General features: G+C 30.8%; 17 protein-coding genes and 1 riboswitch. Of the genes, 10 read left to right on the top strand and 7 right to left on the bottom strand.

What is annotated here, in order from left to right; genetic code table 11:
• Window positions 1–15 precede the first annotated feature (15 nt).
• The 4 genes from argJ to ACSYT2_RS14315 all read right to left on the bottom strand — a co-directional run bounded on the left by argJ (window position 16) and on the right by ACSYT2_RS14315 (window position 4,967).
• Window positions 16–1,239, bottom strand: coding sequence for a bifunctional glutamate N-acetyltransferase/amino-acid acetyltransferase ArgJ (argJ, locus tag ACSYT2_RS14330; protein ID WP_430856830.1), 1,224 nt, complete (start codon window positions 1,237–1,239; stop codon window positions 16–18).
• 72 nt (window positions 1,240–1,311) lie between these two features.
• Complete coding sequence (argC, locus tag ACSYT2_RS14325) at window positions 1,312–2,352, bottom strand: N-acetyl-gamma-glutamyl-phosphate reductase (protein WP_430856829.1); 1,041 nt, start codon at window positions 2,350–2,352, stop codon at window positions 1,312–1,314.
• 1 nt (window position 2,353) lies between these two features.
• Window positions 2,354–3,742, bottom strand: a complete 1,389-nt coding sequence (gene argH / locus ACSYT2_RS14320; protein WP_438385071.1) for an argininosuccinate lyase — start codon at window positions 3,740–3,742, stop codon at window positions 2,354–2,356.
• 1 nt (window position 3,743) lies between these two features.
• Window positions 3,744–4,967: an argininosuccinate synthase gene (locus ACSYT2_RS14315; RefSeq protein ID WP_438385070.1), complete on the bottom strand. Its 1,224-nt coding sequence runs from the start codon at window positions 4,965–4,967 to the stop codon at window positions 3,744–3,746.
• A gap of 398 nt (window positions 4,968–5,365) precedes the next feature.
• Between ACSYT2_RS14315 and ACSYT2_RS14310 the strand changes: the two genes are divergently transcribed.
• From ACSYT2_RS14310 to ACSYT2_RS14295, 4 genes are read left to right on the top strand one after another with little or no spacing between them, the layout of a single operon-like run.
• A complete protein-coding gene (locus tag ACSYT2_RS14310) occupies window positions 5,366–6,088 on the top strand; it encodes an ABC transporter ATP-binding protein (RefSeq protein WP_430856826.1) in 723 nt (240 codons plus the stop codon).
• A gap of 25 nt (window positions 6,089–6,113) precedes the next feature.
• Window positions 6,114–7,430, top strand: a complete 1,317-nt coding sequence (locus ACSYT2_RS14305; RefSeq protein WP_430856825.1) for an ABC transporter permease — start codon at window positions 6,114–6,116, stop codon at window positions 7,428–7,430.
• Between the two features lie 12 nt (window positions 7,431–7,442).
• On the top strand, window positions 7,443–8,780 hold the full coding sequence (locus tag ACSYT2_RS14300; RefSeq protein WP_438385069.1) for an ABC transporter permease: 1,338 nt from the start codon (window positions 7,443–7,445) through the stop codon (window positions 8,778–8,780).
• A gap of 55 nt (window positions 8,781–8,835) precedes the next feature.
• Window positions 8,836–9,147 carry a DUF1540 domain-containing protein gene (locus tag ACSYT2_RS14295; protein WP_430856823.1) on the top strand — a complete coding sequence of 104 codons (312 nt, stop codon included), beginning with the start codon at window positions 8,836–8,838 and terminating at the stop codon, window positions 9,145–9,147.
• Window positions 9,148–9,201: 54 nt separating this feature from the next.
• Here ACSYT2_RS14295 and ACSYT2_RS14290 read toward each other — a convergent pair whose 3' ends face one another.
• Together ACSYT2_RS14290 and ACSYT2_RS14285 are read right to left on the bottom strand one after the other, a co-directional pair.
• Window positions 9,202–9,582, bottom strand: coding sequence for a DUF4363 family protein (locus ACSYT2_RS14290; RefSeq protein ID WP_430856822.1), 381 nt, complete (start codon window positions 9,580–9,582; stop codon window positions 9,202–9,204).
• Window positions 9,567–10,271: a DUF421 domain-containing protein gene (locus ACSYT2_RS14285; RefSeq protein WP_430856821.1), complete on the bottom strand. Its 705-nt coding sequence runs from the start codon at window positions 10,269–10,271 to the stop codon at window positions 9,567–9,569. The genes ACSYT2_RS14290 and ACSYT2_RS14285 overlap by 16 nt, the downstream gene beginning before the upstream one ends.
• 143 nt (window positions 10,272–10,414) lie before the next feature.
• Here ACSYT2_RS14285 and ACSYT2_RS14280 point away from each other — a divergent pair, with 143 nt between their 5' ends.
• A complete protein-coding gene (locus ACSYT2_RS14280; protein WP_430856820.1) occupies window positions 10,415–12,067 on the top strand; it encodes a nucleoside kinase in 1,653 nt (550 codons plus the stop codon).
• 76 nt (window positions 12,068–12,143) lie between these two features.
• On the opposite strand, the gene ACSYT2_RS14275 is transcribed toward ACSYT2_RS14280, so the two are convergent.
• Window positions 12,144–12,623 carry a hypothetical protein gene (locus ACSYT2_RS14275; RefSeq protein ID WP_430856819.1) on the bottom strand — a complete coding sequence of 160 codons (480 nt, stop codon included), beginning with the start codon at window positions 12,621–12,623 and terminating at the stop codon, window positions 12,144–12,146.
• 127 nt (window positions 12,624–12,750) lie between these two features.
• Between ACSYT2_RS14275 and sdaAB the strand changes: the two genes are divergently transcribed.
• The 5 genes from sdaAB (at window position 12,751) to ACSYT2_RS14250 (ending at window position 18,101) form a co-directional block, all read left to right on the top strand.
• Window positions 12,751–13,431 (top strand): L-serine ammonia-lyase, iron-sulfur-dependent subunit beta, encoded by a 681-nt coding sequence (gene sdaAB / locus ACSYT2_RS14270; protein ID WP_430856818.1) that lies wholly within the window; start codon window positions 12,751–12,753, stop codon window positions 13,429–13,431.
• A gap of 1 nt (window position 13,432) precedes the next feature.
• Entirely contained in the window at window positions 13,433–14,314 is an 882-nt protein-coding gene (gene sdaAA / locus ACSYT2_RS14265; RefSeq protein WP_430856817.1) for an L-serine ammonia-lyase, iron-sulfur-dependent, subunit alpha, read from the top strand.
• A 28-nt stretch (window positions 14,315–14,342) separates the two neighbouring features.
• Window positions 14,343–14,453, top strand: a riboswitch (TPP riboswitch).
• A 52-nt stretch (window positions 14,454–14,505) separates the two neighbouring features.
• Entirely contained in the window at window positions 14,506–15,009 is a 504-nt protein-coding gene (gene thiW, locus ACSYT2_RS14260) for an energy coupling factor transporter S component ThiW (RefSeq protein WP_438385068.1), read from the top strand.
• Between the two features lie 2 nt (window positions 15,010–15,011).
• Entirely contained in the window at window positions 15,012–15,818 is an 807-nt protein-coding gene (gene thiD / locus ACSYT2_RS14255) for a bifunctional hydroxymethylpyrimidine kinase/phosphomethylpyrimidine kinase (protein WP_430856815.1), read from the top strand.
• 213 nt (window positions 15,819–16,031) lie between these two features.
• Window positions 16,032–18,101 (top strand): BglG family transcription antiterminator, encoded by a 2,070-nt coding sequence (locus ACSYT2_RS14250; protein ID WP_438385067.1) that lies wholly within the window; start codon window positions 16,032–16,034, stop codon window positions 18,099–18,101.
• The last annotated feature ends 31 nt before the right edge of the window (window positions 18,102–18,132 follow it).

The following is an 18,132-nucleotide window of genomic DNA, read 5'->3' as shown; positions in this document are numbered from 1 at the left end:
TTTCCCCCTAAACAATTAGCTTCTGTAGTCTCCATTTATTTTCACGTAGTCGTAGCTTAAATCACAACCCCAAGCAGATACTTCAACGTCACCCATAAATAGTTCAACCTTAATTAGTATTTCATCTTGAAGTAAGATTTCTCTAGCCTTGTTTTCATCAAAAGGAACAGAAGCACCCTTATTACAAACTAGTAATGATCCAGAAGAACTTTCAAAATATACATTTATATTTTCAGGATCAAAATCAACGTTAGTATATCCTAAAGAACAAAGTATCCTTCCCCAATTAGCATCAGAGCCAAATAGAGCAGTTTTGACTAAACTTGAATTAATGACACTTTTAGCTAAAGCAACACCATCTTCTTCACTTTTTGCTCCAATAATTTTGCATTCAATTAGTTTGGTAGCACCCTCTCCATCTTTAGCAATTTTTTTTGCTAAAGATATATTAAGAAATTCTAATACTTTAAGGAAAGTGTAGTAGTCCTCATTCTTATCATCAATAATATTATTTTGAGCCATTCCATTTGCTAGGATAAGCACCATATCATTAGTGCTTGTATCGCCATCTACACTAACTCTGTTATAGCTTACTTTTACAGTTGTTTTTAAGGCTTCATCTAAAAGCTCAGGTGTAATAGCAAGGTCAGTAGTTATAAAGGAAAGCATAGTACCCATATTTGGCTCTATCATACCTGAACCTTTAGCAATGGCACCAATAGTAACAGTTTTTCCACCAATAACAAATTCGATAGCACATTCTTTATTAAAAGTATCGGTAGTCATAATAGCAGATGAAGCTTCATGATCACCGTCCTTTGAAAGTTTCTCTGTAAGTAAAGGAATTCCACATTTAATAGCATCTATGTTTAAAGGAACACCTATAACTCCTGTGGAGGCAACCAAGACCTCATCAGTTTTAATATTAAGTTCTTTTGCCTGTAATTGAGCTGTTTTTTTAGCTTTAGCTAGCCCATCTTCGCCATTACAGGTATTAGCGTTACCACTATTGCAAATTATTGCTCTAGCTTTTTTATTAACTAAATGCTCCTTAGTGATATAAAGGGGTGCCCCCTTTACTTTATTTTTAGTGTAAACCCCAGCCCCAATGCTAGGCACTTCAGAATATATTAAAGCTAGATCCTTTTTTAAACTATTCTTTTTAAGACCGCAATGTATTCCGGATGCTAAAAATCCTTTAGCTGCAGTTACACTACCTTTAATTATTTTAAAATCCATAATTGATCCCCCTTTTTACTTATATAAAGGGAAATAGTGTTGAAACACTATTTTCCTCTATATCTACTACTTTTAGAAGGATGGTGAAATAAAAGTTAGTCCCTCTGTTTCATCAAATCCTAGTATTATATTCATATTTTGTATTGCTTGCCCTGCAGCTCCCTTTAGCATGTTATCAATAGCACTAACTACAATAATTTGATCTTTTCTATGATTAAGGTGTAGTGATATGTCACAATAGTTAGAGTATCTTACATTTTTGGTACATGCTACTTCCCCAAGAGGAAGTACATTGACAAAAGGCTTATCTTTATAACAATTAGTATAGAGATTATGAATTTTTTCTAAATCTATAACATCATTGTTAGCTGGTTTACAATATATAGTTGAAATAATGCCCCTGTTTATTGGAAGTAGGTGAGGAGTGAAAGTAATAGTTACTTTATCCTTTGCCATAACTCCTAATATCTCTTCAATTTCAGGTGTATGTCTATGAGCCCCAATCTTATACGGTGCAAAATTTTCGTTCAATTCAGGAAAGTGGCTTGAAAGTGATAATCCACGTCCAGCACCAGTAGCTCCTGATTTAGAATCACAAATTATACCTTTAGTATCAATAATGGAATCTATAAGTAATGGCATAAGTCCTAATTCGATAGAAGTACAGTAACAACCTGGATTAGCAATAAGTTTAGAGTTTTTAATTTTATCCTTATTTAATTCGGGTAATCCATACACACTATCTTTATGTAGTTCAGGGTGAGAGAAACCTCTTTCATACCAGAACTTGTAGTCTTCTTCATTGGAAAGTCTAAAGTCAGCACCAAGGTCTATACATATTTTTCCTTGAGAGATACATTTAGCTGCTATATCCTCACTTAAGCCATGAGGTAGAGCAGTAAATATAACTTCAGAAGCCTTTAGAACATCATCCATTGTCCCACATATTAAATTTGTTTTATTAATAAAGTTTTTATAAATCGAATCTATTTCTTGTCCTTGGAAGGATACAGAACTTATAGCAGATACTTTAATATTTTTATGATTTAAAAGTATTCTAAGAAGTTCTGCACCAACATAGCCAGTAGCCCCAATGATACCGACTTTTATCATTTTAAAGCCCCCCTTTAATTTCCTTTATAAACATATCTAAAGCATCTAATTGAATTCTTACTGATTCCGTAGAAGGTCCCCCTATAACTTTTCTTTCTTCTACACAAGTTAGTAAATTAATTGCATGGTAGATATCTTCTTCAAATATAGGCGAGAAGCCTTTAAACTGTTCTAAAGAAAGTTCTTCTATTAGTTTATTTTCTTTTATACAATAAAGTACTATTTCACCAACGATTTCATGAGCATTTCTAAAGGCTAGGCCATGTTTTACTAGGTAATCAGCAACATCAGTTGCATTAGTAAAGCCACCAGCAGCTCCTTTTCTCATATTTTCCTTATTTACCTTCATAGTATCAAGCATTCCAGTGAAAGTTTTAAGGGAAAGAGTAACCGTATCTAATGCATCAAATAATGCTTCTTTATCCTCTTGCATATCTTTGTTGTATGCTAATGGAATTCCCTTCATTACAGTAAGTAGAGTCATTAGATCTCCATAAACTCTTCCTGTTTTACCTCTAACTAATTCTGCAACATCTGGATTCTTTTTTTGAGGCATTATAGAACTACCAGTACTATATTCATCATCAAGCTCTACAAAACTAAATTCGTTAGTACACCATAATATAATCTCTTCAGAAAATCTTGATAAATGCATCATTATTAATGATAGTGCAGATAGGGTTTCAATTACATAATCTCTATCTGATACTGAATCTAAACTGTTTAAAGTTACTTTTGAGAAGCCAAGTTCCTTTGCAACAAATTCTCTATCGATTGGATAAGTGGAAGTTGCTAAAGCACCTGAACCAAGAGGCATCTCATCAGTTCTTTTATATGCATCTTGTAGACGACCAACATCTCTTTTAAACATTTCAGCATATGCCAGTAAATGATGTGCGAGAGTAATTGGTTGAGCCTTTTGAAGATGAGTATATCCAGGCATTATAGTAGTGGTATTATCTTTAGCTTTCTTATATATAACCTCCTGTAAAGCCAATACATCAGATATAAGTCCTTTAATAGCTTTCTTAAGATAAATCCTTAAGTCCAAAGTAACTTGATCATTTCTACTTCTTCCTGTATGAAGCATTTTTCCACAAGGACCTATATAATAAGTTAATGTTCCCTCAGTAAAACTGTGGATATCTTCAGAAGAAGGGTCAATATCAATGACCCCATTTTCCATGCGAGTTAGAATTTCTTTTAATCCATCCGCTATCTTTTCACTAGATTTTTCAGGGATAATGCCTTGTTTGCCAAGCATTTTCACATGTGCAAGACTTCCTTCTATATCTTCTTTAAACATTCTCGAATCAACACTTATTGAAGAGTTGAAATCATTAACTAGATCATTTGTTCCTTTTTTAAATCTTCCACCCCAAAGTTTCATACTATTTTCCCTCGCTCTTAATTTTCGCATCCATCTTAGCTTTAACTACTAATGGAAGACCATATAGGTTAATGAATCCAGCAGAATCCTTTTGATCATAAACAGCATCTTCACCAAAAGTTGCATATTCTTCACTATATAGTGAGTAAGGAGAAGTCATACCTGCATTAACAATATTACCTTTGTACAATTTTAACTTAATTTCACCAGTTACTGTTTCCTGAGTTTGATCAATAAATGCAGAAAGTGCTTCTCTTAGAGGTGTAAACCACAAACCGTTATATACGATATCTGCAAACTTTAATGCTATTGTTTCTTTATAATGAGCTGTTTCTTTATCTAAACATAACTCTTCAAGATCTTTATGAGCTTTGTAAAGAATAGTTCCACCCGGAGTTTCATATACACCTCTTGATTTCATGCCAACAAGTCTATTTTCAACCATGTCTACTGTTCCTATAGCATTTTCTCCACCAATTTTATTTAATTCTTCTATTAAGGCAACTCCATTCATCTTTTCGCTGTTTAAAGCAACAGGAATACCTTTTTCAAAAGTAAGTGTTATATAAGTTGCCTTATCTGGAGCTGCTTCTAGAGTCTTAGATAGTTCTAATATTTTTTCATAGTTTGGTTCATTAAGTGGATCTTCAAGATCTAAGCCTTCATGGCTTAAGTGCCACAAATTCATATCTTTACTGTAGTTTGTTTCATAGCTAATTTTTATTGGAACTTTCTTATCAATAGCATATTGAATTTCTTCGTCTCTTGATTTGATATCCCAGATTCTCCATGGTGCAATGATAGGCATTTCAGGTGCATAAGCTTTTATTGCAAGTTCAAACCTTACTTGATCATTACCTTTACCAGTACAACCATGACATATAGCATCAGCTCCCTCAGCTTGTGCTATTTCAACCATCCTCTTACCAATTAAAGGTCTTGCAAAGGATGTTCCTAAAAGGTACTTTCCTTCATAAATTGCATTTGCCTTTATAGTTGGAAATACATAATCATTAACGAATTCTTCAGTTAAATCTTCTATATAAATTTTAGAAGCACCAGTGTTTAATGCCTTCTCTTCTAACCCTTCAAGTTCAGCTTTTTGTCCAACATTACCAACAACAGCAATAACTTCACATCCATAAGTGTCTTTAAGCCATGGAATAATAACTGATGTGTCTAATCCCCCTGAATAAGCTAATATAACTTTATTAAATTTTTTCATAATTATAGCCCCCTTAAAATATTAAATCTTCTATATTTTTCTAACTGTTTATAATTATACATGTATTTGAATAAATATGCAACATTTATTCATAAATTTAGGAAAAATATTCATATGCTATGTATAATTAAACTAAAATGAAGGATTTTATTAATTAAGGCAAAAGGATGTTATAGTAAGTGGTAATATAATGAAGTAATTAGCATTGAAAAGGTATATCATTTAACTTATTTGAATGAATATAATGATTTTTGACTATATTAAGGCTTGTTTATATTTTCCAAAGTAGGGCTATAATTATATGTATGATCTTTAAGGTTATTGTAAGAAAAGTGAAACATTAGATTAACTTGAGATGTATAAGATTAGTATAAAGTTTAAAAGAAGGAGAGTATAAGATGATTGAGGTAAGAGGAGTTTCTAAAATCTACAGAATGGGAAGAGAGCAAGTAGTAGCCCTTAATGATGTATCATTAAGTGTAGAAAAAGGCGAATTTGTTGCAATAATAGGACCATCTGGGTCAGGTAAATCAACTTTGATGCATATAGTAGGAGGTCTTGATTCACCTACAATGGGAAGCGTTATTATAGAAGGAAATGATATTAGTAAGCTTAAGGACAAGCAACTATCGAAATATAGAAATGAAAAGATAGGATTTGTATTCCAAGCATTTAATCTTGAAAATAGCCAAACTGCATTAGAAAATGTAATGATGCCACTTATATTCGCAGGTATATCTAAAAAAGAAAGAAAAGAAAGAGCATTAAAGGCATTAGAACAAGTTGGAATAGCTGAACTAGCTAAACATAAGCCAAGTGAAATGTCTGGTGGTCAAAGACAAAGGGTTTCAGTAGCAAGAGCCATAGTTAATAATCCTGAAATAGTTTTTGCGGACGAGCCAACTGGAAATCTTGATTCAAAGAGTGGTGAAAACATAATGGGATTATTTAGAGAGATAAATGCTAAAGGATTTACAGTAATAATGGTAACGCACAATCCTTTAGAAGCTAATAAGGCCAATCGTGTTGTTAAAATCAAGGATGGTAAAATAATTTCAGATGTTACTAAAGAAGAAGTTAATAGTGACGAAATTAGTTCTGATATTTCAATAGAAAAATAATTTGCCCTTAGGAGGAGGAACAAAAATGAAATTTAAAGAATATGCATTAATGGCCCTAAGGGATTTAGGAAAGAGAAAGGGAAGAACAATTCTTACTGCCCTTGGGATTACAATAGGAACATTATTAATTGTAACTATGGTTGGACTTGGAACTGGATTAAAGGACTTTATGGTAAGCACAGTTAATAGTGAAGGAAATTCAAAGAAGATTAGTATTCAACCATATAGGTATTTTACTGAAGAAGATACTATGGATTTTGATATGAATACTTTTGAGGAAGACTATTTTAAAAAGCTTGATGATACTTTAATAAAAGAAGTAAAGGATACTGGCAAAGTAGATACATTATCAGCTTATATCAATTTTACTGCATCTAAGATAAAAATAGATGGAAAAGCCTTTACAGGAATGGCTCAGATTACAGGATATAATACTGGTGCGGATGTTTTTCCAGAATGGTATGTTAAGGAAAAAAAGGATAAAGTAAAGGATGAAAATTTAAAACCAATAAAGTTAGGTAGAGATGTAGAAAAGGAAACTGGAGAGGTTCTAATTGGAGAAAAAATATTAAAGGGTTTAAATATTAATCCTGAAGATATTTTAAATAAGGAATTAGAAATAACAGTAGATAATGCAAATGGAATTACAATTACTCCATTAGTCAAGAAGTTTGCTATAGTAGGAATAATAGATGAGAACTTTAATGAAGGAGAAAAGTTTACTGTATCAGCAAAGGATGCAGCAGAGTTAAAAGGATATAGTTTCTTACAAAAGGATTACCTAAATAATAAAGGTTATGATGCTATTGATGTTATAGCTAAAGAAATTAGCGATGTAGAACCATTGACTAATAAAATTAAAGAGTTAGATTATTTTTCATCATCAACAGTTGATATGGCTAAAGAAGTTGAGGAAAGTTTAGGTGGAATAAGCATTGCATTTGCTGTACTAGGTGTAGTTGTACTAGTAGTTGCAGCTATTGGTATTGTTAATACAATGTCTATGGCAGTTTTAGAAAGAACAAAGAGCATTGGGGTTATGAAATCAGTAGGAGCAAATAGTGAAGCAATAAGATCAATATTCTTAGTACAATCATCAATAATTGGATTTATTGGGGGAGCTGTTGGTATATTATTGGCAACTGGTATAAATGCATTAATACAATTCGGAATTAACGCTTATGTAGAAAAACAAGGATTTACCATGAGCATATCAATTGGATTACCTTGGTTCTGGATTATAGGAATACTAGGTTTTGCAATAGTAATAGCATTAATATCTGGTATAGCACCAGCAATTAGAGCATCAAAATTAGATCCAATAGAAGCACTAAGAAGATAGGAGGGAAGACATATGAAATTAGTAGATAAAATAAAAATTGCATTTAGTGATTTAACACATAGAAAATTTAGAAGTCTCCTTACTATTATTGCTATATCTATAGGATCACTTTTATTAGTGGCTATGATGGGACTTGGAGATGGAATAATAAACCAGAGCAGGAAGATGATTGAAAGCTTCGGTGATACAAATGAAATAAGTATAATGCCAATCGATATAAATAAGAGTAAAGATATGGCAGGGGCAAATTTCAACGGTATGAGTATTGGCTTAAATGGTGAAGGTAGTGGTGATCTTAAAGAAGAGGATACTACAAAAACTGAAGAACCAAAAGATACAGCCAAGAAGTTAATTACAGATGAAGAGCTAGAAAAAATAAAGAATGTTAGTGGAGTAGATAGAGTAACTGCTTATATAAATGGAAAAATAACTGGATTTAAGTTAGAGGGTAATGAGTATATAGATAGAAATGTAACAGCTAAAGGAATAAACTTTACTTACAATAAGGATTTTTCAGAAGAATTAATTGCAGGAACTAATTTAAAAGATGAAAAAAATGATGTTTTAATTGGAGAAAATTATTTAAAGAAATTAGGAATTGAAAATAAGGAAGATGTAATAGGTAAAAAAATTACTATTAAAGCTGAATATCCTGAGATGAATGGTATTGTTATTAAACAACCACTAGAAGTTGAGGGAACAATAGTTGGAGTGCTTCAAAAGAAGACTTATGGAAATGAAATGATAATGAGTTCTAGTAAGTTAGCACCAATATCAAGTTATTTCACTGAATCATCTGATTATATTAAGGATAATGGATATGATAGTGCATCTGCTTTTGCTAAGGAAGGAGAAAAAGCAGGTGATGTTAGCAGTAAAATACAAACAGAAACTGGATTTTTAACAATGTCATTTGATATGATAGATAAAATGTTAGATATGTTATCTACAGTAATTAAAAGTATATTATCAATTGCAGGTATAATTGTACTAGTAGTTGCAGCATTAGGCTTGGTTAATACCATGACTATGACATTGCAAGAAAAGAGAAAAATGATTGGGGTTATGAGGTCAGTAGGTGGCTCAAGAGGAAATATTAGAATGATATTTATATTCCAATCAATATTACTAGGTATAGCTGGTGGAATATTTGGAGTAATATTATCTTCCATAGGTATTTGGTTTGTAAATGAGTATGTAACTAAAGCAAGTGGATTAGTTATAGCAGTAACAGGAAGCAATATAGGCTTTGCTTTAGGAATAACTATAGTTATTTCCGTAATAGCAGGATTAATTCCTTCTGGCAAGGCTGCTAAACTTAATGTGGTAGAGGCAGTAGCAGAGGAATAATAATGATTTAATGAACAAATACTATCCTTGTTAATAAAGAATTAGGAGGGATAGTATGACACATTTAAATTGTTGTGTAGAAAGTTGTGCTCATAATAAAGATGAATATTGTTGTCTAAGTTCTATAGAAGTTGGTGGAAGTAACGCAAGTAAACCTACATCAACTTGTTGTGATAGCTTTGCAGAAAATTCAGGCGGATTTACAAATGCAGCTGAGTCAGTAGAACCACATTTAGATATACAATGTAAAGCTGAGGAATGTGTCCATAATTCTAATTGTTATTGTAGTGCAGAACATGTGGATATAGCAGGAATATCAGCTTGCAATCCTGAAGAAACCCTTTGTGCAACATTTCATTGTGAATAGTAAATAAAGAGATAGGGATATTGAAAAATTTCAATATCCCTATCTCTTTATTTATTAGAATATATTTTCTATAGTAGGTTTATGAAGACTTTTAACATTATCTGCTGAATACTTAAGAAGATGGACGGAAACATGGCTTTCTGAAATATCATTAGACTTAACATATAGAGAGAGCTTTAGAGCTTCGTTAAGTAGATTATCAAAATCGCAATGATTAAGATATACAGAAGCTATAAAGTCTCTCTCTTTAATATTATCTATAAGATCTACAGTAATTAAGTATGCATCTTCCCATTGACTATTATCAATTAAAGCTTCGATTTTTTCACTTTCAATGTAAATAGAGTCACAAAGAGTCATTAATGAATTATTAACATAAGTGACAAAACCTAAAAGTGAGATGAAAATTACTACTGATATTATTGTGTTTCGCATTTATTACACTCCTTTTCATACTCATCATAAAGTTGGTATTTAAAGTTACCCCGAGTGTCGTACATTGCTAAGAGAACTTTGTTAATAGAATCAATATTATGATTCTTAAGTATATTTTCAACCCATTTTATATCCTTCCCTAAAGATGTTAGAGAATTTTTATTAACCTTTCCATCAGTTACTAAAATTTTAGGAATCATTGGTATATTAGGATTGGTTGAAACACTAGTTTTATTATTGTTGATAGAGTTAGCCTGAAGTATAGAAAGTTGACCGTTATTTTCTAATATAGCATATTGGATTTCATCTAAATCAAAATAACCAGCTAGACGAATTTCTTCCATAAGTTCATCTATATTTATTTGTTGTCTTTTCAATGCTTGATAGTTAATTTTACTCTTAAAAACTAAAATGGAAGGTTCACCATCAATGATCCTTCTAGCAATTTGACTTTTTAATTGTAGTTGAGAAAGTATGTTTTTTAAAAATAATAAGGTTACAATTGGAATAACACCAAGTAATAGGGGCAACCTTGTATCCTGCATAGGTAATGCAGCAAGATCAGAGATCATAATAGTTATTACGAATTCATAAGGTTGTAGCTCACCAATTTGGCGTTTTCCCATTAATCTCATTACTATAACTACCAATGTATATAAAATTGCAGTTCTGATAAAAACTATGAACATATTAAACACCCCTTACACATAATATTTGTTAAAATAGATACAAATATTCAATAAAAGATTAAGTTTTCAGGTTAGGTTCATTTCGGAATATAATGGGGTATGATATATAATATATAGTATATAATTGTGAGAGGAGAGAAAAAATGGAGACAATAAAATTAAACTTAATTGATGATAAAGAGATAAATATAAATAGAGGAACTACATTTAAGGAAGTTATTGATAAGTATTATGAAGATACTTCAATTGTCTTGTGCGAATTAGAAGGAAATTATTATGAATTAGGAAAAGAAATACCTTGTAGTGGGAAGCTTAATGTTATTTATGCAAATACTGAGATTGGATGGAAGGTGTACTCTAGAACCCTTCAATTCATATTTATAAAATCAGCATTAGAGTTATTTCCAAATTCAAAAATAATAATAGAACATTCTATATCAAAGGGATTATTTAGCGAAATACATAAGGATGAACCAGTAACAGTAGAAGAAATAAACGAAATTAAAGATAAAATGATTGATTTAATAAATAGAGATTGTAAAATAAACAAAGTTGAAGTCACTAGAAAAAAAGCTATAGAGATATTTGAAGACTATGAAATGAGTGATAAAGTAAAGCTTTTAAAACAAAGCAACTTTGAAACTGTAAAATTATATGAATTAGAAGGAAGATATGATTATTTCTATGGACAGATGGCATATTCAACAGGTGTAATAAAAGCCTTTGATTTAATTCCATATAATCATGGATTGGTTTTAAGAAATCCTACTGAAGAAGATGTTACAGTACTGCCAGAATTTAATGAGCAAAAAAGATTAGCAAGTATATTCTATGAAACAGAAAAATGGCTTAATATTCTAGGGGTAGGGGAAGTAGGTGACTTAAATCAAAAGGTTTTAAACAATGAACTTAGAGATCTTATACTTGTTTCTGAGGCATTACATGAGAAGAAAATTGCATATATTGCAGATAATATTGTGAATAGAGAAGAGGTAAAAGTAGTATTGATAGCTGGACCATCTTCATCTGGAAAAACCACTTTTGCAAATAGATTAGGAATTCAGCTTAGAGTAAATGGAGTAATTCCAATACCAATATCATTAGATGATTATTTTATAAATAGAGATGAAACTCCTAAGGATGAAAATGGAGAATATGATTTTGAATCTATAAATGCAATAGATTTAAAGCAGTTTAATTCAGATTTAAAAGGACTTTTAAATGGAGAAGAAGTAGAGATACCTTCCTACAACTTTAAGACTGGCAAGCGTGAGTGGATAGGACATAAGCTGAAATTACCAAGTAATGGAGTAATTGTAATTGAAGGAATTCATGGATTAAATCCATTACTTACAGGTGAAATATTAGATAAAAATAAATTTAAAATATATATTTCTGCATTAACACAGTTAAATTTAGATAATCATAATAGAATAGCAACTACAGATGTTAGAAAAGTAAGAAGAATAGTAAGAGACTTTCTATCAAGAGATTATGGTGCAGAAGATACACTTTTAATGTGGCCTTCAATAAGAAGAGGGGAAAAGAAAAATATATTTATATTCCAAGAAGAGGCAGATGTAATGTTTAACTCAACATTAGTATATGAGTTATGCGTACTTAAGACATATGCAATAAAAGAATTAGAAAAAATAAAGCCAGGAAGTCCAGTATATAACGAAGCGGTAAGATTAAGAGCATTTTTAAATTTCTTTGAGGAAATTAAATTTGAAGATGTTCCAGGAAATTCTTTACTTAGAGAATTTATTGGGGGAAGCTGTTTCTATAAATACTAGAGTATATAGATATGTAATATCTACCAGGGATGAACTAACTATAAATGTTACATTACATTTATAGTTAGTACATAATTTAAAGAGATTTATAAGACACCTCAAGGTTTTTATTATTAAAGTTAGTTTTCATAAATTCAATATCACTATTCTTAAGATAGTAGGTAAAAGCTTTAGATCTATTCTTAAGGGTTATAGTGAAAAATCTTTTAGACTTATTTTCATTTCCATCAATAGTTATACTATCAATATTCTCATAACTAATTTTATTTCCAAATAAAAGCATGCTATTTTTAGAAAAAATTATAAAGTTGAAATTAAATGAAGAAAATAATACTGTTAAAAAGAAAAGCATTCCAAGGAGATTAGGACCATTTAATACCATATAAATAAGTAATAATACAGCACAGAGGAAAGAAGTTTTATCTCTAAGAGTAATTATTGAGTTATGTTCTTTTTGAATTCTATAGAAATCGTACATATTCATTAAAAAATATATAAGGTATAAAAACCCCATAATAATAGCGAATATAAAAAGTATATTTAATATGTTATCCATTAGTTATCCTCCCATATTTTATGACATTAATTACTACAAGAACAGTATAACAAAATAATCATTGATAATACATAGAAAATTACTTAAACTAATATCAACAAAGTACTAAAGAATAAGGAGATAAATTATGAAGAATCCAGGAGTTTTCGATATATTAGGCCCAATTATGATTGGTCCATCAAGCTCTCATACAGCAGGAGCAGCTAGATTGGGAAAGGTTGCAAGGGCAGTAGCAAATGGTGAAATTGAAAGTGTAAAGTTCTTATTACATGGCTCTTTTGGAAAGACATATAAAGGACATGGAACAGATAGAGCATTAGTTGCTGGGATTTTAGGAATGGAGCCAAGTGATATTAGATTAAGGGATTCCCTTGAAATAGCTAAGGAAGTAGGTCTTAGGATAGAGTTTGAGGAATATGATTTAGGTGATGTACACCCTAATACAGTTAAATTTTTGATGAAAACTAAAAAGGGAAATGAATGTGAAGTCGTTGGTTCATCAATAGGTGGAGGAAGTATACAGATCAACGAGGTAAATGGAAATAAGGTTGAATTTACTGGTGAATACCCTACATTAATTATTTCACATCAAGATATTCCAGGGGCAGTATCAAAGGTAACCTCAACTCTTTACTTTGAGGGAATTAATATAGCATTTATGAAGGTATTTAGAAAGCAAAAAGGTAAGGGTGCTACAATGGTATTTGAAGTGGATAATAAAATTACAGAATCAATAGTAGATCAAATAAAAAATATAGAATCAATAAGTAGAGTAATTAGTATAAATCCAGTTACGGAGGAAGAATAAAATGAATATTGCAAGAAGTGGTGAAGAACTTTTAAAGATTTGTGATGAAGAAAATATTTCTCTAAGTGAATATGCAATAAGGCATGAGATGGAAAAGAGAGAAATAAGTAGGGAAGATCTTTTCAAAAAAATGAGGCATAACTTACATGTAATGATGGAATCGGCAAAGGGTGGAATGGAAAAGGAAGTTTATTCTGTAAGTGGTCTTATAGGCGGTGACGCATATAAGCTGCAAAAGTATATAGAGAAGGGCGAATTTTTAACAGGAGAAACAACAGTTTTAGCAATGGCAATGGCATTATCATCATCAGAAGTAAATGCAGCTATGGGTAAAATAGTAGCGTGTCCTACGGCAGGATCTTGTGGGATATTACCAGCAGTAATACTTTCAGCAGGAGCTAAGCTTAAAAAGAGCGAGGATGAATTAATCCAAGGATTATTCGCATCATCGGCAGTAGGTATGATAATAGGAATGAATGCAACAATGTCAGGGGCAGAAGGTGGATGCCAAGCAGAATGTGGTTCAGCAGCAGCTATGGGAGCAGCAGCAGTAGTTGAGATGATGGGTGGAACACCTAAAATGAGTTTAGATGCAGCGGCAATAGTATTTAAAAATATTCTAGGATTAGTATGTGATCCAGTAGCAGGATTAGTTGAAATACCATGTGCTAAGAGAAATGCTTCAGGGGCAATAAGTGCTTTATGTACAGCTGATTTAGTTATGGCTGGTGTTGATTCTAAAATACCATTTGACGATGCTTTATCAGCAATGTATAAGGTTGGGAAGAGTCTTCCAGCATCATTAAGAGAAACAGCCTTAGGAGGAGTTGCTGTAACTAAAGCTGGTCTTGAATTAAAGAAGAAGGTTTACGGAGAAGAATAAAAGTGGTAGAATAAAATAGAAAATTGTATAAATTTACTAGGGGTGCTAGTGTTTCTAGCTGAGAATGGAATAGTTGAATTCCTAAACTCTTGAACCTGATGTGGTTAGGACCACCGTAGGGAAGTAATAAATTAAAATTTATTAGTGTAGCCCTAGGCTACACTTTTTTGTTTTTAAAAGGGGGAATATATATGAATAAAAAAGATATATCTTATAAGCTTGCAATAAGTGGAATCCTTATTGCAATAGCAACGATATTTGGAACCTTTTCTATTCCTATATTTGGGGCTAAGATGTCACCAGTGCAGCATTTTGTTAATGTAGTTGCAGCAGTAGTATTAGGTCCCATTTATGCTGTAGGAAATGCATTTGTATCATCTTTTCTAAGAAATATTTTAGGAACAGGAAGTTTATTAGCATTTCCAGGAAGTATGATAGGAGCATTATTAGCTGGACTAGCCTATCAGAAGTTCAAGAAAATAGAGATAGCAGTATTAGGTGAGATTATAGGCACTGGATTATTAGGGGCATTAGTAGCTTATCCAATTGCTAAGTTAGTTTTAGGAAAAGAGGTAGCATTATTTGTTTATATAGTACCATTTTCTATTAGTTGTATTGGAGGGGCTATAATAGCCTATATATTACTTAAGGTACCATCAATAAGAAAAACATTACTATTAAGAGGAGGTAGATAGATATGAAAACAGCATTAACTATAGCAGGTTCAGATTGTTCAGGAGGAGCTGGAATTCAAGCAGATATAAAGTCTATGTCTGCAAATGGAGTATTTGCTATGAGCGTCGTAACAGCAATTACTGTACAAAATACAATGGGGGTATTTGGAATACAGGACGTAAACCCAGAGATAATAAGCGGTCAAATTAAAGCCATTTTTGATGATATTAAGGTTGATGCAATAAAAGTAGGTATGGTTTCAAAAATAGAATCAATAAAGGCTATAGGAAAATCTTTAAGGTCAGTTGAAAAATTGCCACCAGTTGTTGTTGATCCAGTTATGATTTCTAAAAGTGGATTTAAACTTTTATCAGATGATGCTAAGGAAACATTAATAGAAGAATTATTCCAAATATCAACACTAATAACACCTAATTTACCAGAGGCAGAGGAGATTTTGGGAATAAAAATTAGCAATCTAGAAGAAATGAAAGAAGCAGCAATCAAGTTAAAGGAGCTTGGACCAAAGTACGTATTAGTAAAGGGTGGACATTTGGAAGATGATGCAACTGATTTATTATATGATGGGAAAAATTTTATTTATTTAAAACAAGAAAGAATAGATACAAAGCATACACATGGGACAGGATGTACACTATCATCAGCTATAGCTGCTAATTTAGCAAAAGGTATGGATATAGAAGATGCTGTTAATGAAGGAAAAAGATATATTACAATAGCTATTGAGCATGGATTTGAACTTGGAAAAGGTGTAGGACCAACTAATCATTTCTATGAACTGTATAAAAGTAGCAAAGTGACAAAATAATAATAAGTTATTAACCGAGTTTATGTTAAGAGGAGTATATTAAAGTATCCTTTTAGTAAACTCGGTTTTGTTTTATTAAAGAAACATAAGATGTAAGATTTCGACATAAATTATTACAATTCTTTAACATGAAAGTTTTCGACAGGTTTTGTTGCGATTATTGATAATTGTTTTATAATTAGTTTAAAAGTAAAATGAAATCAGGTGATAGAGATGTATGTTAATAGTCGATTATTAAAAGTACTAGAGTTCTTAAAGAAGAACAACCAAACCTCCATTAAGGAGATTTCAGAAAAATTGAATATAACAGATAGAGTAATTAGATATGACTTAGATACAATTAATTTTTTGCTTAGAATAAATAAGTTGCCTCTAATAGAAAAAAAATCTAAAGGTAAATTAGCATTTCACAAATCATTAATAGGTAATCAAAAGATTGAAGAATTCTATAAGTTAAATAAACATTCTAAGGAAGAAAGAATAGATCTTATAAAAGCTAAACTTCTAATTGAGGGGAAAATTAACTTATCAGCAACATCAAAGAATTTAGATGTAAGCAGAACCTCTATTAGAAATGATATGAATGTTATTACAGAGGAACTTCAGGATCTTGGAATTAAAATAATTCAAAATTGTGTTTGTGAAGATGAACAATTTATTCGTAGCTACATTATGAAAACCTATTCAAAAAATATGATGAAATTTTATTTAAGAGATGATAATAATCTTGATGAAAACTTATTAGATGATTACTTTACAGAATCCTTTATAGATGTAGATAAAAATAAAGTGAAGAAAGCTATAAGGAAGTTGTTAGAAGAAACAAATAATAAGGAACAAAATTATTATGATGAGATATGGATTTACACTATGGTCTCTTATCTAAGGATAAATCAAGGAAAGTTCATAGATAAAGTAGATAATGAGGAATTTTTGAAAAATAGCGAGTATTACTTAAGTATCAATAGATATCTAGATAATATAGAAATGATATTGAATATAATGTATTCACAAAAAGAAAGATTATATTTAATAGATTATCTACTAGGAATTTTAAATCATAATTACAATGTAGATATTCTAGAAAATTGGGTAGATGTTGTATTACTAGCTAAACAAATGATTAAGGAAGTGTCTAATTATTCAGGTGTTAATATTCAGTCTGATGAGATATTAATTAATGGTCTTTTAAATCATATTAAACCAGCCATAAACAGATTAAAAAACAATATAACCATGGAAAATGATATTTATATGGATGTAATTGAACCCTATCCAGAATTATTTAACCTTATTAAGTCTCTATTGAGGCCACTTGAGGATATAGTTAATAAAGATATACCAAATTCTGAAGTTGCTTTAATAACACTACATTTTCTTGCTTCATTAGAAAGAAATAGAGTAGAAGAAATAGAAAAGAAAAAGGTTTTACTTGTTTGCGGAGGGGGTTATGGAACATCAGCAATAGTATCAAAGCAAATAAGTGAATTATATAATGTTGAAATTAAAGAAATATTATATTATGCAGAATTTGTAGATTACAATTTAGAAGATGTAGATGTTGTTGTAACAACACTAAAATTAAATGAGAGTATACATAGGGACAAGGATATACCAATTATTAAAATAAGTCCTTTTTTAACAATCAAAGATCAAAAGGTATTAGGAAAGCATTTAGCTAAAAGTGGATTAAAGAAAAGTAAATTATATGAAATATTAGATATTGTAAATGAAAGTGTGGAGTTGAAGGATTTAGAACAACTAGTTACTAGGCTAGAATCTGCTTTAATCAATAAACCTACAATGAAAAAAGAAACTATTCAACTTAGATTATTGGATTGGATAAGTGAAGAAAAGATAAGAGTTGTAGATAAAATTGAAAGCTGGCAGGATGCGTTAAGGATATGTGGTGAGCCATTAATAAAAAGTAAAGAAATTAAACCAGAATATATTGATGAAATTATTGAAGTAGCAGAGAATTTTGGAGTTCATTTTTTACTAGATAATGGTGTAGCAATTCCACATGGAGAAGTAGAAAAAAATGTTTACAAATCATCTATAAGTATACTTTATTCCAAGGAGCCTGTAGTCTTTCCAGAAGGAAAGAAAGCAGAATTATTTTTATTAATTGCAGCTAAAACAACTAAGGATCATGTTAAAAGCATTGAGGATATTATTAGTTTCGTTAGTAGCAAAGAGTTTGTAGATGAGGTAAAGAAGGGAAATACACCTTCAGAAATATATTTAAGATTAGAAAATGTGTTTTATAAATACATTTATTAAAATTTAAGATATTTGTAAACGATTTATACAA

Source organism: Clostridium zhoujianii (assembly GCF_051590805.1).
GTDB lineage: Bacteria > Bacillota > Clostridia > Clostridiales > Clostridiaceae > Clostridium.
The sequence above is the reverse complement of the archived record's forward strand: the minus strand, read 5'-3'. Positions and strand labels throughout refer to the sequence as shown.

What these genes read in the sequence shown, in the direction of transcription:
- ACSYT2_RS14250 (WP_438385067.1), top strand. Translation starts at nt 16,032, where the DNA reads ATGTATGTTAATAGTCGATTATTAAAAGTACTAGAGTTCTTAAAGAAG.
- thiD (WP_430856815.1), top strand. Translation starts at nt 15,012, where the DNA reads ATGAAAACAGCATTAACTATAGCAGGTTCAGATTGTTCAGGAGGAGCT.
- ACSYT2_RS14295 (WP_430856823.1), top strand. Translation starts at nt 8,836, where the DNA reads ATGACACATTTAAATTGTTGTGTAGAAAGTTGTGCTCATAATAAAGAT.
- ACSYT2_RS14315 (WP_438385070.1), bottom strand. Translation starts at nt 4,967, where the DNA reads ATGAAAAAATTTAATAAAGTTATATTAGCTTATTCAGGGGGATTAGAC.
- argC (WP_430856829.1), bottom strand. Translation starts at nt 2,352, where the DNA reads ATGATAAAAGTCGGTATCATTGGGGCTACTGGCTATGTTGGTGCAGAA.
- argJ (WP_430856830.1), bottom strand. Translation starts at nt 1,239, where the DNA reads ATGGATTTTAAAATAATTAAAGGTAGTGTAACTGCAGCTAAAGGATTT.
- ACSYT2_RS14305 (WP_430856825.1), top strand. Translation starts at nt 6,114, where the DNA reads ATGAAATTTAAAGAATATGCATTAATGGCCCTAAGGGATTTAGGAAAG.
- argH (WP_438385071.1), bottom strand. Translation starts at nt 3,742, where the DNA reads ATGAAACTTTGGGGTGGAAGATTTAAAAAAGGAACAAATGATCTAGTT.
- sdaAB (WP_430856818.1), top strand. Translation starts at nt 12,751, where the DNA reads ATGAAGAATCCAGGAGTTTTCGATATATTAGGCCCAATTATGATTGGT.
- ACSYT2_RS14275 (WP_430856819.1), bottom strand. Translation starts at nt 12,623, where the DNA reads ATGGATAACATATTAAATATACTTTTTATATTCGCTATTATTATGGGG.
- ACSYT2_RS14310 (WP_430856826.1), top strand. Translation starts at nt 5,366, where the DNA reads ATGATTGAGGTAAGAGGAGTTTCTAAAATCTACAGAATGGGAAGAGAG.
- sdaAA (WP_430856817.1), top strand. Translation starts at nt 13,433, where the DNA reads ATGAATATTGCAAGAAGTGGTGAAGAACTTTTAAAGATTTGTGATGAA.
- ACSYT2_RS14290 (WP_430856822.1), bottom strand. Translation starts at nt 9,582, where the DNA reads ATGCGAAACACAATAATATCAGTAGTAATTTTCATCTCACTTTTAGGT.
- ACSYT2_RS14300 (WP_438385069.1), top strand. Translation starts at nt 7,443, where the DNA reads ATGAAATTAGTAGATAAAATAAAAATTGCATTTAGTGATTTAACACAT.
- ACSYT2_RS14285 (WP_430856821.1), bottom strand. Translation starts at nt 10,271, where the DNA reads ATGTTCATAGTTTTTATCAGAACTGCAATTTTATATACATTGGTAGTT.
- ACSYT2_RS14280 (WP_430856820.1), top strand. Translation starts at nt 10,415, where the DNA reads ATGGAGACAATAAAATTAAACTTAATTGATGATAAAGAGATAAATATA.
- thiW (WP_438385068.1), top strand. Translation starts at nt 14,506, where the DNA reads ATGAATAAAAAAGATATATCTTATAAGCTTGCAATAAGTGGAATCCTT.